General features: G+C 72.1%; 10 protein-coding genes. 8 read left to right on the top strand and 2 right to left on the bottom strand.

Annotated elements, in window-relative coordinates; genetic code table 11:
* Positions 1-52: 52 nt before the first annotated feature.
* From ABZ027_RS27320 to ABZ027_RS27310, 3 genes are read left to right on the top strand one after another with little or no spacing between them, the layout of a single operon-like run.
* The gene (locus tag ABZ027_RS27320; protein WP_356772843.1) at positions 53-1,786 is read left to right on the top strand and encodes a tetratricopeptide repeat protein; all 1,734 of its coding nucleotides are present in this window, start codon (positions 53-55) and stop codon (positions 1,784-1,786) included.
* Positions 1,783-3,612, top strand: a complete 1,830-nt coding sequence (locus ABZ027_RS27315; protein WP_356772841.1) for a nickel transporter — start codon at positions 1,783-1,785, stop codon at positions 3,610-3,612. Before ABZ027_RS27320 ends, ABZ027_RS27315 begins: the two co-directional genes overlap by 4 nt.
* 45 nt (positions 3,613-3,657) lie before the next feature.
* Positions 3,658-5,283 carry a serine/threonine-protein kinase gene (locus tag ABZ027_RS27310; protein ID WP_356772839.1) on the top strand — a complete coding sequence of 542 codons (1,626 nt, stop codon included), beginning with the start codon at positions 3,658-3,660 and terminating at the stop codon, positions 5,281-5,283.
* A 23-nt stretch (positions 5,284-5,306) separates the two neighbouring features.
* Here the strand turns inward: ABZ027_RS27310 and ABZ027_RS27305 are convergent, their stop codons facing one another.
* Entirely contained in the window at positions 5,307-6,113 is an 807-nt protein-coding gene (locus ABZ027_RS27305) for an SGNH/GDSL hydrolase family protein (RefSeq protein ID WP_356772837.1), read from the bottom strand.
* Positions 6,114-6,355: 242 nt separating this feature from the next.
* On the opposite strand from ABZ027_RS27305, the gene ABZ027_RS27300 reads away from it, so the two are divergent.
* The 5 genes from ABZ027_RS27300 to ABZ027_RS27280 all read left to right on the top strand — a co-directional run bounded on the left by ABZ027_RS27300 (position 6,356) and on the right by ABZ027_RS27280 (position 13,552).
* Positions 6,356-6,790: a hypothetical protein gene (locus ABZ027_RS27300; protein WP_356772835.1), complete on the top strand. Its 435-nt coding sequence runs from the start codon at positions 6,356-6,358 to the stop codon at positions 6,788-6,790.
* Positions 6,791-7,131: 341 nt separating this feature from the next.
* Positions 7,132-7,953 carry a glycosyltransferase family 2 protein gene (locus ABZ027_RS27295; RefSeq protein ID WP_356772833.1) on the top strand — a complete coding sequence of 274 codons (822 nt, stop codon included), beginning with the start codon at positions 7,132-7,134 and terminating at the stop codon, positions 7,951-7,953.
* The gene (locus ABZ027_RS27290; protein ID WP_356772831.1) at positions 7,950-8,960 is read left to right on the top strand and encodes a glycosyltransferase family 2 protein; all 1,011 of its coding nucleotides are present in this window, start codon (positions 7,950-7,952) and stop codon (positions 8,958-8,960) included. The genes ABZ027_RS27295 and ABZ027_RS27290 overlap by 4 nt, the downstream gene beginning before the upstream one ends.
* Positions 8,953-9,753 carry a polysaccharide deacetylase family protein gene (locus ABZ027_RS27285; protein WP_356772829.1) on the top strand — a complete coding sequence of 267 codons (801 nt, stop codon included), beginning with the start codon at positions 8,953-8,955 and terminating at the stop codon, positions 9,751-9,753. Before ABZ027_RS27290 ends, ABZ027_RS27285 begins: the two co-directional genes overlap by 8 nt.
* The gene (locus ABZ027_RS27280) at positions 9,746-13,552 is read left to right on the top strand and encodes a lipopolysaccharide biosynthesis protein (protein ID WP_356772827.1); all 3,807 of its coding nucleotides are present in this window, start codon (positions 9,746-9,748) and stop codon (positions 13,550-13,552) included. The genes ABZ027_RS27285 and ABZ027_RS27280 overlap by 8 nt, the downstream gene beginning before the upstream one ends.
* Before the next feature lie 35 nt (positions 13,553-13,587).
* Here ABZ027_RS27280 and ABZ027_RS27275 read toward each other — a convergent pair whose 3' ends face one another.
* On the bottom strand, positions 13,588-15,018 hold the full coding sequence (locus ABZ027_RS27275) for a xylan 1,4-beta-xylosidase (RefSeq protein ID WP_356772825.1): 1,431 nt from the start codon (positions 15,016-15,018) through the stop codon (positions 13,588-13,590).
* Positions 15,019-15,183 lie beyond the last annotated feature (165 nt).

The raw sequence follows: 15,183 nt of genomic DNA, 5'->3' as shown, positions 1-15,183 counted from the left end.
CACCAGGTTGAACAGTCCGTCGACCCGTCGATCCGTCGACCAAGGAGAGGGCATGCCCCGGCGTACGAACGACAGCGCACCGGCCAGCGGCCACCCGGCACCGCCACCGGCCACACCGGAGCGCGAGCACGGCACGGGTTCGCCCGCCGGGGCCAAGACACCGAACCCGCCCGAGGAAACCGGGACGTCGGCCACCGGCCCGGAGCAGGCGGCCACACCGAGTCCGGCCGAGACCGGGGCGGACGACACGCCGGTGGCGGGGGGCGGCGAGAGCGGCGACAGCGGCGAGGCCGACGGTTCCGCCGCTGAGACCGACGCCACCGGGCAGCGCGCCGAAGCCGAAGCCGACACCGGCGCCCCGGGCAAGAAGCTCGATGCGGTCGGTGCGAGGTCGGCCGGGGATCCGCGGGTCGTGGCCGTGCGGCGGGTCTCGGCCGCCGGGCGGCGTTGGCGGGTCGCTCAACTCGCCGGATGCGCCGCCCTGTTGGCGGTGGCGCTCACCGCCGGGGCCATCGCGGTCGGGGCCGCCAAGGACGGCGGGACCACGGAGGTGGCGTCCGCGTCGGCGGCGCTGTCGCCGGAGTTGCTCACCAGCGGTGACATCGACACCAGCATCACGGCTCTGCAAGGCCATCTCCGCGCCCAGCCGAAGGACTTCAGCGGCTGGGCCACCCTGGGTCTCGCCTACGTCGAGCAGGCCAGGACCAAGGGCGACCCCGCGCGCTACCCGCAGGCGGAGCGCGCCCTGAAGCAGTCGCTGGACCTCAAGCCGGACAACGACCAGGCCCTGGCCGGCCGAGCCGCCCTCGCCGCCGCCCGGCACGACTTCAAGAACGCGCTGACGTACGCCGACCGGGCCCTCGAACAGAACCCCTACAGCGAACGCGCGCTGTCCTCCCGTATCGACGCGCTGGTCGAGCTCGGCCGCTACGACGACGCGTCGAAGGCGGCCGACACCGCCGACACCCGGCGACCGGGCATCCCCGTCTTCACGCGGTACGCGTACGTGCGTGAGCTGCGCGGTGACGTGACGACCGCGCGGCGGGTGCTGGAGCAGGCGCTCGCCACCGCCACCTCCCCGGGCGACGTGGCGTACGTGTCCAGCTCGCTCGGTCAACTCGCCTGGAACCAGGGCGACTACAAGGAAGCCCTCAACCACTACGCGCGCGCCCTCGCGGCCGACGAGAACTACCTCCCGGCGCTGGAGGGCCGTGCCCGCGCCGAGGCCGCCGACGGCGACAGCGCCACCGCCCTGCGGACCATGGAGGCCGTGGTCGCCCGCTATCCGCTGCCCGGCCCGCTGGTCGTACTCGGCGAGCTGTACGAGGACCGGGGCGCCGACGGCGACCGGGCCAAGGCGCGCGACCAGTACGCCCTCGTCGACGCCTGGACCGCGCTGGCCCGCGCCAACAAGGTCAACGCCGACCTCGACACCGCGCTCGCCGCCGCCGACCACGGCGACAAGGCCGAGGCGCTGCGCGCGGCCCGCGCCGAGTGGTCCCGCCGGCACACCGTGCACACGGCGGACGCCCTCGCCTGGGCCCTGCACGTCAACGGCCGTGACGAGGAGGCCCTGCCGTACGCCCGCCGGGCCACCGCCACCGGATACCGCAACGCCGCGTTCCGCTACCACCGCGGGATGATCGAGCGCGCCACCGGCAACGAGAAGGAAGCCCGCACGCATCTGACGGCGGCGCTGGAGCTGAACCCCGGCTTCTCGCCGCTGGGCGCCCGCGAGGCCCGTAAGGCACTCAAGTCCCTCGAGGCGACGGAGGCCGCCCGATGAAGCCCCGGTCCGCCACCCGTCGCCTGGTCACCTCCGGCGCGGCCGTACTCACGGCCGCCTGCGCGCTGGTGCTGGTTCCCTCGGGGGCGGCGAGCGCCCACCCGCTCGGCAACTTCACCGTCAACCACTACGACGGACTGGTCGCCGCCCCCGGCGAACTGCGCGTCCAGCACGTCGAGGACCTCGCCGAGATCCCGGCCACCCAGGCCAAGCCGGACCTGCGGAAGCTCGGCACGACCGACTGGGCCCGGCAGCGGTGCGCGGCGGCCGCCCGGGACAGTGAGGTCACCGTCGACGGCCGTACGGTCACGCTCACGGCCCGCGGCAGCACGGTGCGGGTGCGTCCAGGGCAGGCAGGGCTGGACACCCTCCGGGTGGAGTGCCGGCTGACCGCGCCGCTGCCGAAGGACGACAGCGTGACCCTCGGCTTCCACAGCGCGGCCACCTCCGCGGGCCCCGGCTGGCGGGAGATCACCGCGCGCGGCGACCGTATGACGCTCACCGACTCGGACGTACCGGAGAAGTCGCTTTCGGGTGAACTCACCACGTACCCGCAGGAGTTGCTGTCCTCCCCTGCCGACACCACGACCGCGTCGCTCCGGGTCCGCCCCGGTGGCCCGGCCCTGGCCGAGGCGGGCCGGGACGCTCCCGCCGCCTCCGTCCTGCCGCGCGGCGCCGACCGCTGGACGCGGGCCCTGGACTCCCTGGTCGCCCGTGAGGACCTCACCCTCGGCTTCGGCGCGCTGGCGATCCTGATCGCCGTCGCCCTGGGCGCCCTCCACGCGCTCGCACCGGGCCACGGCAAGACCCTGATGGCCGCGGTCGCGGCCGCCCGGGGCGGCAGGGCCCGGATGAAGGACGTCCTCCCGCTGGCCGCCTCGGTGACCGTCACCCACACCCTGGGCGTGGTCGCCCTCGGCCTCCTGGTGACGGCCGGGTCGGCGGCGGCGCCCTCGGTGATCTCCTGGCTGGGCATGGCCAGCGGCGCGATGGTGACGGCCGCGGGGATCACCCTCCTGCGACGGGCCTGGCACAACCGGGCCCACGCGCTCGGACAAACACGGGGTCACGTCCACGGACACGATCACTCGCATGACGACGACCATGGACACGACCACGAGCACGACCACGACCACGGGCCAGGGCACGATCACGGGCATGGGCATGGGCATGGGCATGGGCATGGGCACGGGCACGGCCACGGGCACGGTCACAGCCACGACCACCCGCACGACCACAGCCACCCGCACGAGACAGCGGACGCCCCAGAGACAGCCGACGCGCCCGAGCGCCCGCTGGTCCTGGCCGCCGCGCACAGCCACCCCACCTCCCCCGCCGCTGCTGCCGTCTCCCCCGCACACGCACACGACCACCCCCACCCCCGCACGCACGACCACACGCATGACCACGGCCATGACCACGGCCAGAGCCACTCCCTCACGCACTCGCACGGCGGCTTCACCCACACCCACGCCGTAGCCCCCACCCTGCGCGGCACGATCCTGCTCGGCTTCGCCGGCGGGCTCGTGCCCAGCCCTTCCGCGGTCGTGGTGCTGGTGGGCGCCGCGGCGCTCGGAAAGGCCTGGTTCGGGCTCCTGCTCGTCGTCGCCTACGGCGTCGGGCTCGCCCTCACACTGACCGCGGCCGGCTTCGCCGTCGTCAAACTGGGTACGGGTGTCACCCGGGTGCTGGACCGGCGCCCGCGGTGGACGGCCAGTCCGCTGACGGCCCTGGTCCGCAGGACCGCGCCCCTGGGATCCGCGCTCGTGGTCGTGGTCATCGGGGTCGGATTGGTACTCAAGGGGGCGGCATCCGCACTCGGCTGAGTTACGTTTGTGGAGAAATAGCGCGGATGCGAATGGGGGACGCCCGTGTCCGAAGAATCGGGCAGTGAACGTCTGATCGCGGGTCGCTACCGTCTCCTGTCCCCGCTCGGCGAGGGCGGCATGGGAACCGTGTGGCGGGCCCGTGACGAGGTGCTGCACCGCGAGGTGGCGGTCAAGGAGGTACGGGCACCCGCCGGGCTGCAGGGATCCGAGCTGGAGCGGTTGTACGCCCGGCTGGAGCGCGAGGCCTGGGCGGCTGCCCGGGTCGCCAACCGCAACGTGGTGACGGTGTACGACGTGGCCACCCAGGACGGCCGTCCCTGGATCGTCATGGAGATCGTGCGCGGTATCTCCCTGGCCGAACTGCTGGACGCGGAGGGGCCGCTCGACCCGCAGCGGGCCGCGCACATCGGCGCCGAGGTGCTGTCCGCACTGCGGGCCGCGCACGAGGCCGGGGTGCTGCACCGGGACGTGAAACCGGCCAACGTGCTGATGTCGAACGACGGCCGGGTCGTGCTCACCGACTTCGGTATCGCCCAGGTCGAGGGCAGCTCCGCGCTGACCATGACCGGTGAGGTCATCGGCTCGCCCGAGTTCCTGGCGCCGGAGCGGGCGCTGGGCCGCACGCCCGGGCCCGAGTCCGACCTGTGGGCGCTGGGCGTCCTGCTGTACGCGTCCGTCGAGGGCCACTCGCCGTTCCGCCATGACACCCCGCTCAGCACCCTGCGGGCGATCGTCGACGATGAGCTGCCGCCGCCGCTGCGGGCCGGTCCGCTGACCCCGGTGATCGAGGGGCTGCTGCGCAAGGACCCGGCCGAGCGGCTGTCGGCCGAGCGGGCCGAGCAGGACCTGCGGATCATCGGCGCGGGCGGCACACCCCGGGCGGGCTTCGGGCCGGAGTCCTCGTTCGCGTACCCGCCGACCGTCGCGGCCCCTCAGCAGCCGCCGTTGACCTCGTCCGGCCCGTCGCAGTGGACGCAGCCCGCCCCGACCGGCGACCCCACGACACCCACCACGACCGGCCCCGGCGGACCCACCGGACCGCACCGCAGCCGCCGCGCGGCCGTGGTGCTGGTCGCGGGCATCGCCGCCCTGGCGCTGGCGATCGCGGGGCTGACGTACGCCCTGCTGAACCAGGACGACGGGAACAAGACCGAGGGCGGCGGGACCAAGACCGAGACGTCCGCGCCGGTTTCGCCCTCGGTGAGCGACACCGCGCCCAAGGACACCGAGAAGTCCGAGCCCACGCCCAGCAAAACCCGCGAGTCCACGTCCGCCGCCCCGCAGCAGTCGGTGAAGGTCTCCCTGGCCGGTTCGCACACGGAGTACTCCGGCCCCTGCCCGCCGGCGCGGGACGACTCGCCCGCGTTCACCGCGACGTTCACGGTGGGCACGCTGCCGGCCGAGGTCAGCTACCGCTGGGTGTCTCGGGACGGCGAGGTCATGGACGCGGGGTGGAAGACCCTGTCGTTCCCGGACGGCGGCGGCAGGACCAAGCAGGACACCGCGTTCGTGACGACCAACGACGACAACGGCAGCTTCCAGAACGAGATCAGCGTCGAGGTCCGCGACCCCGTGCACACGACGTCCAACTCGGTGCCGTTCTCGGTGACCTGTGAGTCGGAGACCCCGTCGGACGGGGCCTCCCCCTCCACGTCAGCGACGCCGTGACGGCGCCGGAACCTTCCTGACGGTCAGGTCAGACCGGTGAACACCGGCAGATAGCCGCCGGACTGGCCGGCCGCCTTCGGGTGGTACGACTCGCCGATGTTGAGCACATTGAGACTGTTCAGCCACGGGCTGCCGGAGCAGAGCTCGTGGCCGGTGAAGGCGGAGCGGACGTCGCCGAAGGCGAAGCCGTGGTCCGCTGCCCTCTTGGCGACCGCGGTGTCCAGGTAGTCGGCCGCGTCGTTGATGGCCTTCCGTTTGGTCTCGGACAGGCCGAGACAGGTGACGCCGAGCTTGTAGAAGCGGGGGTAGCCGAGCACGACCACGCGAGCGGCCGGTGCCTTGGCCCGGATCGCCGAGTAGACGCTGTCGAGATTGCCGGGAAGCGTCGAGTCGACGTACGCCTTCGCGGTGTTGATCCGGGACAGGCAGGAACTGTCGGACTGGAGCACACAGGTGGTCATGACGTCGGAGAATCCGGCGTCGTTGCCGCCGACGCTGATCGAGACGAGGGCGGTGGCGGAGTTGAGCGGGGTCAGTTGACTCGCCAGAACATCACTCGTTCGGGCGCCCGAGCAGGCGGTGAAGTCGAAGGACGAGGGTGAATGGGCGGCGGCCCAGAGGTACGGATAGGCCTTGGCGCTGCGCTTGCAGTCGCCGCTTCCGGAGAGGTAGCTGCCCGTCCCCACCCCGGAGGAATAGGAGTCACCGAGCGCCACATAGCCGCCGGTTGAGGCGAGTTGGGACGCCTGAGCCGTGGACGCGCCGGTGAGCGCGGTGCCGACGGCGAGGAGGAGAGAGCTGACGAATACGGCAAGTCGGGAACATCTCATGGAACCTCCCTTAGCAGGATCTCTGCCACCACCGTCGTAGCAACTACGCGCGTGGACGGGAAGTGTCCATGCCAAGTCTTTTCGGACGTTCGCAAGATTGACCCGACCTGTTCGCCGTGACCTGAACCAGCGTTCCCCCGCGGGCGCGCGAACCTCCGGCGGGCGTGCGCGTCTTGACGGCCCCCTCGCGGCTGCGCCACATTGAAGCCCGGCATCCGGCGCTTCGGGGGGCAAAGTCGCCAATGCGGACCATACGCGTCAAGTCATCGTCAAGAGAGCTGTCGCCGCTGCTCGCCGGCGCCGCGACGGCCGTCGCGGGATGCGGCGCGCTGTTCGCCTTCGCCGACTCCCACTCGCCGCTGCGCGGCCCGCTCACCCTGTTCTTCCTGCTCGCCACGCCCGCGGCCGCCATCGCGGCGGGCCTGCGCGGGCTGGAGCCGTTCGGTCGTCTGCTGACCGCGGTCGCGGGGTCGGTCGTCCTGAACATGCTGGTGGCGCAGGGCATGCTGGCCGTGCACCGCTGGTCGGTGCGGGGCGGGCTGGTGGCCGTGACCGCCCTCAGCGCTCTTGTGTTCCTGCCGTTCCTGGTGCTGCGGTCACGCGGGGCCGTGCGGCGGCGAGAGTCCCAACTCGCTGATGGCAAGGGAGCCGTAACGGTCAAACCAACAAAAAGGTGAGGCCTCGTTCCAGGTCTTGCCATACAGGCTCAATCGTCAATACCGTCGTACATCTCACCCGCATCGGACCATCATCAAGCGGCTCCAGGGGAGGGCTCAGGTCCGCGATGGATTCCGGCGCGGGGCGCGGTAGGGGGGTGCCGTGCTCGGTGACCGCAGTGGTGACCGAGCCGTGCCGCGCGACCGGCTGCCGTTCTCGGGGCCGGCCAGCTTTGCCAGCTCACCCGGCACGCACGGAGATCGCTTCCGGCATGCCCCGGGTGAGAACCCCCCTTTCGAACCGGACAAAGAACCGGGCTGCCCAGGGGCGGGCGGTCCACCGGACGAGAGGGACCAGACCCATGAGCTCAGTTCTGCGCCCGGCCAGTACGGGCAAGGATCCGTCAACGGCCGGCACGTACCGGCCGATCTCCTCTCACCTGGCGATCACGCCACCGGTGAGCGTGGTGATTCCCGCCATGAACGAGGCGGAGAATCTCCCCTATGTCTTCAAGACACTTCCGGCCTGGATACACGAAGTGGTCCTGGTGGACGGCAACTCCACCGACGACACCGTCGACGTGGCCCGCTCGCTGTGGCCGGACGTCAAGGTGGTCGAACAGCGCGGCAGGGGCAAGGGCGACGCGCTGACCACCGGGTTCCAGGCCGCCACCGGCGACATCATCGTGATGGTCGACGCGGACGGCTCGGCCGACGGCAACGAGATCGTCAGCTACGTCTCCGCCCTCGTGTCGGGCGCGGACTTCGCCAAGGGGTCCAGGTTCGCCAACGGCGGCGGCACCGACGACATGACCTTCATCCGCAAGCTCGGCAACTGGGCACTGTGCACGGCGGTCAACCGCAAGTTCGGCGCCCGGTACACGGACCTGTGCTACGGCTACAACGCGTTCTGGCGGCACTGCCTCGACAAGATCGAGCTGGACTGCACCGGCTTCGAGGTCGAGACCCTGATGAACATCCGGGTGGTGAAGGCCGGGCTGAAGGTGCAGGAGATACCGAGCCACGAGTACCTCCGCATCCACGGCACCAGCAACCTGCGGGCCGTGCGGGACGGGCTCAGGGTGCTCAAGGTGATCCTGAGCGAGCGCTCCAACCGGCGGGCGCTGCGCCGCCGGCCGCAGCACTCGCCGCTGCTCGACTCGGTGCGGGGAGAGGCGTCTTGACCGGTCCCGGCATCTCCGTGGTGATCTGCGTGTACACCGAGGACCGCTGGGAGGACATCCTCGCGGCGGTCGCCTCGGTGCGGTCGCAATCGCGTCCCGCACGGGAGACACTCCTCGTCGTCGACCACAACGCGGCTCTCCTGGAGCGGCTGGCCAAGGAGTACAAGGAGCCGCAGCGGACCGGGGAGGTGCGGGTGCTCGCCAACGCGGGCCCCCGCGGCCTGTCCGCCGGCCGCAACACCGGGATCGCCGCGGCGCACGGCGACGTCGTGGCGTTCCTGGACGACGACGCCGTGGCCGAACGGGACTGGCTGCGGCACTTCGCCGCGGGCTACGCCGATCCGCGGGTGCTGGCCGTCGGCGGCCGTACCGTGCCGATCTGGGCGTCGGGCCGCCGACCGGCCTGGTTCCCGGAGGAGTTCGACTGGGTGGTCGGTTGCACCTACCGGGGGCTGCCGCCGGGCCGGGTGCGGGTGCGCAACGTCCTCGGCGGCAACGCCTCCTTCCGTCGCAGTGCCTTCGACGCGGCGGGCGGCTTCGCCACCGGTATCGGACGCGACGGCGACAAGCGGCCGCTGGGCTGCGAGGAGACCGAGCTGTGCATCCGGCTCACCCGGGCCAGACCGGAGGCGATCCTGCTGATCGACGACCGTGCGGTGATCCATCACCGGGTGCCCGAGGCACGTGAGCACTTCCGGTACTTCCGGACGCGGGCGTACGCCGAGGGCCTGTCGAAGGCGCTGGTGGCCCGGAGTGTGGGGACGGACAAGGGACTTGAGTCGGAGCGCCGGTACGCGACCCGGGTACTGCCGGCCGGGGTGGCGCGCGGCCTGCGGGACGCCGTGCTGGCCCGGCCGGGCGGCGCGGGCCGCGCGGGCGCGATCGTCGCCGGGGTGCTGACGGCGGCCGGCGGGTATGTGGTGGGCAGTGTCCGGGCACGCCGCGCCGCCACCACCTTCTCGGTGGCCGGGATCGACGGCGGGACCGAGGGGGAAGCGGATGGCTGAGGCGCCGGTGCCGATCCTCATGTACCACGCGATCGCGGCCGAACCGAACGACGCCACCCGGGAGTTGTCGGTGACCCCGGAGGCCTTCGCCGAGCAGCTGGCCGTGATCGGCGAGCTGGGGTTCACCCCCGTCGACACCGCCGCCCTCGCCGAGGGGTGGCGCTCCGGACGCCCGCTGCCCGCACGGCCCGTCCTGATCACCTTCGACGACGGCTACGAGGGCGTGCACCGGCACGCCCTGCCGGTGCTCGCGGGGCACGGCTTCGCGGCCACCCTGTTCGTCTCCACCGGCTGGATCCGCGGCGCGTACGACACCGGGGGCGGCCTCGACACCATGCTGGACTGGGACCAGATCCGCGAACTCGCCGCTCACCGCGTGGAGATCGGCGGACACAGCCATACCCACCCGCAGCTCGACCAGCTCGACGACGCCACGCTGCGCCACGAGCTGACCCACTGCAGGGAGATAGTCGCCGACGAACTCGGCACGGTCCCGGCCTCGTTCGCCTACCCCTACGGCTACTCCAGCCGGCGGGTGCGGCAGGCGGTGCGGGAGACGGGGTACGGCCAGGCGCTCGCCGTCGGCAACGGGCTCGCCCACCGGCGGCAGGGACCGTACGCCCTGCGACGGGTCACCGTGCGCCGCAGCACCGGCATCGAGGAGTTCGAGCGGCTCGTCCAGGGCCGCGCGATCGCCCGTACCTTCGCCGGGGACCGTGCCCTCACCAAGGGGTACGCCCTGGTCCGCAGAGCACGCCAGGTCCGCCGGAAGGCCATCCGTTCCCGTGTCTGACACGACCACGACCACGCCCGAGGACACCACGCCCGAGGACACCTCGCCCGCGACCGGGGCGCCCGAACGGTCGGGGCGCCGGCTCCGGCTGCCCGGCCTCGGCCGGTCGCCGGGGGGCAACCAGCTGTTCCGCAACGCGTACGCGCTGATGCTGAACACCGGCATCTCCGCGGTGCTCGGCCTCGGCTTCTGGCTGGCCGCCGCCCGCTACTACTCCGAGTCGGCGGTCGGTCAGGGCTCCGCCGCGATCGCCGCGATGAAGCTGCTCGCGGGCCTGACCGCGGTGACCCTGACCGGTGCGCTGGCCCGCTTCATCCCGGTCGCGGGCCGGGCCACCGGGCGGCTCGTGCTGCGGACGTACGCGGGCAGTTCGGTGGTCGTGGCGGTGGCCGCGCTGGTCTTCCTGCTCACCCTGAACCTGTGGGGGCCGTCGTACCGCTTCCTGCACGGGCCCCTCAACGGGCTCGGCTTCGTGCTGGCCGTCGTCGCCTGGTCGCTGCTGACGCTGCAGGACGGGGTGCTGACGGGGCTGCGCAGCGCGCTGTGGGTACCGGTCGGCAACACCGTGTTCTCCGCGGTGAAACTGGGGCTGCTGGCCGCGTTCGCGGTGGCCCTCCCGACGTCGGGCGTGTTCGTGTCGTGGGTCGCGGCGATCGCGTTCTCCGTGCTGCCGCTGGGCTGGCTGGTGTTCCGGCGGCTGACGCCCCGGCACATCGAGGCCACCGACGAGCACGCGAGGCCACCGACGCTGAGGGAGATCGGTCGGTTCCTGGCGGGCGACTACACCGGATCGCTGTTCTCGCTGGCCGTGGTCTACCTGGTCCCCGTGATCATCGCCTCGCAGGTGAGCTCCGAGGACAACGCGTACTTCTACATCACCACCACGATCGGCGGCACGGTCAACCTGCTCGCCATCAACATGGGTGCCTCGCTGACCGTGGAGGGTTCGCACGACCCGCGCCGGCTGGCCTCCAACACCCGGGCCGCGCTCAGACGGATGGCCCGGATCATGCTGCCGGTGGCCGGGACCCTGTTCGTCGGGGCGCCCTGGATCCTCGGGGTGTTCGGCGCGGGCTACGCGGACGCGGCCACCGGGCTGCTGCGCTGGTTCGCGGTCGGCGCGGTGCTGCGGGTGGTCATGGAGACGTACTTCGCGGTACTGCGGGCGCAGAGCCGCACCGCCGGACTGGCCTGGATGCAGGGCCTGTTGTGCGTGCTGGTGCTCGGTCTGACACTGCTGCTGCTGCCCCGGATGGGCCTGACCGGCGCGGGCGTCGCGGAGATCTCCTCGCTCGCGGTGATCGTGGCGATCGCCGCGCCCAAGCTGTACCGGACCGTTCGGGCCGGGTCGGGCGACCTGCCCGAGGACGCGGCGCCGGACGGGGACCTCGCCGACCTGGGGGCGCGCGAGGTTCCCGCGCCGTCCGGAACACAGCGGCGCGGGCCCGGCTTTGCGCTCGACCAGGACACCCTGGCTCTCGGTATCCATGTCGACTTCGACCACCTGGAACGCCGGCCGGACGTCCGCCCGGGCCCCGGCACACCGCCCGCCGGCACGCCCACGGCGCCCGAGGACCGGAGGCCGACCTGGGCGCGGGAGCCCGAGCTGGGGCTGCCCGTCGAGGCGAGGGAGCCGGGCTCCGAGGCGTCACTGGGGCCGGCTCAGGCCGAGGCCGAGGTGGACGCCCCGTTCGAGGCGCGGGAGGAGACCACGGGGGAAGCCGAGGCGGTCGTAGGGGAAGAGACACCCGTACCCTCGGAGGCCATGGCGGCCGAAGCGGCACCGGCGCGTGGACTGCCCACCCGCGCCGGGGTGGTCCTGGGCTGTCTGCTGACCGCCGCGCTGCTCCTGTACTGGGTGCCCGCGCTGCGGCTCGGCGAGGCCGACCTGGACGAGATGGGCGGGCTCGGGCTGATCTCCGTGCTGCCCCTGCCCACCCTGGTCGGGGCCGCGCTGCTGGTCGTGGTGTTCGCGTCGCTGCTGTGGCTCGGGCGCGAGCACCGGGCGCTGCTGCTGCTGACGCTGCTGGCGACCGTCGTCTCCCTGCACGCGCTGCCCGCCGTGATCGAGACGGAACCACGGTTCGCGACGGCCTGGCAGCACCTCGGGTTCCTCGACTACATCGACCGGACCGGGTCCGCGGTGCCGGACCTGGACGCGCGCTGGAGCTGGCCGGGCTTCTTCGCGGTGGCCGCGTTCGTCACCAGGGCGTGCGGGGTCGGCGACCTCACCGAGGTCATCCGCTGGTGGCCGACCGCCGTCCAACTCCTCTATCTGGCCCCGATGTTCCTGCTGGTGCGTTCGATGCGGGCGAGCTGGCGGGCCAAGTGGACCGGTATCTGGGTCTTCGTGCTCAGCGGCTGGGTGGGGCAGGACTACTTCTCCCCGCAGGGCTTCACGTATCTGCTGTACCTGGCGTTCGTGGCGATCCTGCTCGTCTGGTTCCGGGCGCCGGGGGTGATCTGGGCGAAGCGGCGCCCGGGCGAGATCGAGGTCGAGCCGGCCGACCGGCGGCAGCGGGCCGTGCTGCTGATGATCGTGATCGGTCTGTTCGCGGCGAGCGTCCCGGCCCACCAGCTCACCCCGTTCGTGATGCTGGGCGTGCTCGCGGTGCTCGTCCTGGCCGGCCGCAGCGAACTGCGCGGCCTGCCCGTCCTGTTCGGGGTACTGGTGGCGGCCTGGGTGGGCTTCATGGCCGAGCCGTACTGGTCCGGGCACTTCGACGAACTGTTCGGCGGGGTGGGCGGGGTCGGCAGCAACGTGTCGTCGTCGGTGTCCGGCCGGATCCAGGGCGGCAGTTCGACGCACAAGCTGGTGCTGTACGTGCGGGTGCTGCTGGCCGGCGGGGTGATGGCCTTCGCCTGCTGGGGCTGGTGGCGCCGACGCTGGCACCACTACCGCGAACGGTCCCTGCTGGTCCTCACCTTCGTACCGTTCCTGGGCTTCGGCATGCAGTCGTACGGCGGTGAGATGGCGCTGCGCGTCTTCATGTTCGCGCTGCCCGGCTCGGCCCTGCTCGCCGGACTCGCCCTGTTCCCGCGCACCGGCGTCACCGCCGGAGAACGCGACAAGGACCGGGTGAGCCTCGCCCCGCTGGCCGCGCTGATGGCGGGGCTGGTCCTCATGGGCGGTTTCCTGGTGGCGCGGTGGGGCAACGAGCCGTTCGAACGGATCCGGCCCGGCGAGGTCACGGCCATGGACTACGTGTACGCCCATGACGATCCGACGGTCCGGCTGCTGTGGCTGAGCAATGACACGGTGACCAACGTGACGCCGGCGATGCCGTGGGGCGCCAGGGACATGGAGAAGGTCCAGTACGTGCCCACGTTGGCGCCGCCCGACCCGGTGCTGGTGTCGGGCCTGGTCAAGGCTCTGAAGGACGCGGGCCCGAACTCGTACCTGATGATCAACCGCAGCCAGGTCGTCTATCTCCAGCTGGACGTGGGCTATTCGGACAGCTGGGAGCCGCGGCTGGTCAAGCACCTGGACCGGCGGCCGGAGCTGCGCAAGGTCCTCGTCAACGACGACGTGACGATGTACACGCTGCGCAAACAGCCCGAGGGCAAGGTTCCCGCCGCGGATCCGGGCCCGATCGGGCCGCAGGTGACGTGGACGCCGTGGTCGGTCGTCGGGGCGCTCGCGCTGATCGTGCTGCTGACGGCACGGGAGGTCGTGCGGGTCGCGGTGCGGCCGAGTGTGCGGCAGCTGCGGTGGCTTCAGGGCAGCTTCTGGTTCTCGCTGCCGCTGCTGGCGGTGCTGTTCGCCGCGCTGGTCCAGCGGTTCCTGACGATGAAGTAGGGCGCCCCGGTCCCGGGAGAGTGGGGTGAAGCGGCTCAGTCGGCCCGCCGGTCGAGCCACTTCACCTCGTACGCCTGCATCGTGAACCGCCTGCCGTCGATCTGGGCGCTGATCGGCCGGTCGAGGGTGTTGACCACCAGGGCCACCGTGTCGGTCGCCAGGACCCGCACGTTGGGTACGTCGTCCGCGGCGACGGACACCGTCCGGTAGGCGGTACCGGGCGGGAACTCGGCACCGAAGCGGGAGACCAGGTCGTACAGGGGGAGCTTCGCGCCGCCGCCGCTCCGGTCGGTCGGGGTCCACAGACAGCCGGGACAGCCGGTGCCGTTCTCCCTCTCCGGGTTCCAGTAGAAGCCGGAGGATGCGCCGCCCTTGACCATGGCGATCATCCCGGCGGCCTGGACGGCGACCCGGCGGGTCTCGGACCAGCCCTTGCGTTCGTCCTTGGCGTCGGCGGGTTCGACGTAGTACTCGGCCCACCACAGCGGCAGGCCGCCGGTGCGGGCCCGCACCCATGTCCCCACCGCGGTGAACTTGTCCGTGGCCGCGAACTCGTCGGGCAGCAACTCGTCGTCGTTGGTGTAGCTGGAGCCGTCGACGACCACGAAGTCGGCGCCGGCCTTGTGCCGGTTCCAGTAGGCGAAGGCGTCGAGGATCCGCTGGTCCATCGCGCCCCAGGGCCCCTTGAAGGTGGCCGAGGCGTCCGCCGAGCGCGGATCGACGCTGTCCATCACCAGGTACGGCCCACCGACCTCGATGTCCTTGTCGACGCCCTTGAGGGCCTTGTAGACCAGGTTGTAGAGCTTGGTGTAGCCCTCGTAGTCCCAGCGGGCCTCGGCGTCGTTCCAGAAGCCCTTGAACTCGTTCCAGACGACGAAGTGGCGTACGTCGGGATAGCGCTTGGCGACGGTCGCGGCCAGGTCGGCGAAGTCCTGGTAGTGGTCGGCCCTCGGCGCGGTCTCCAGGGCGGCCTGGCTCCAGTTCGTGTTGCCGACGCCCGCCTTGCCGCCCTTCATCCAGTCCGGGGAGCAGCACAGGGTGATCACCGGGGTGGCCCCGGAGGCACGCATGAAGTCGACCCGGCGGTCCAGGGACCCGAAGTCGTAACGGCCCTTCACCGGCTCGGGGTTGTCGGCGCCCCAGCCCATGATGTGCTGGTTCTGCGGTAGGCCCCCGGCCTTCGACAGCAGGCCCTCGACTCGCCGGGTGGCGGCGCCTGCCCCCTCGTCGGCGCTGAACTGGGTGTGCGTGAAGCCCCAGCCCACGTCAGGCTCGGGCGCACCGGCCGGCGCGCTCGGCGTGCCGTGCACCGTGTCGCCGTCGCGCGAGGTGCCCTCGGTTCCGGCCCCGTTACCGGGAAACGTGTTGAGCAGGGTCACGACCAGGGCCAGCGCGGCCAGACCCACACCGAGCAGCGCGGTGAACCGCCACCGCCCGGCCCCCGAATTCCACCCATGACGTCCCATCAAGGGCAACGGTAACGGGCCGGACACCCGGCGGGGCAGAGGTCGTAGCCGCACAGCTCTGTAACAGGACGGACGCCGAGACGCAGGGGGCGCACCGCACGCACCCGACACCGACGCCACCGGGGCGTGCCTCGGACGCGGCCGGTGCGCTGACGGCACGGCAGG

Source organism: Streptomyces sp. NPDC006332, assembly GCF_040612855.1.
In the GTDB taxonomy this organism is placed as follows: domain Bacteria; phylum Actinomycetota; class Actinomycetes; order Streptomycetales; family Streptomycetaceae; genus Streptomyces.
Note: the sequence above shows the minus strand (reverse complement) of the source record. Positions and strands in the feature narration are given on the sequence as shown.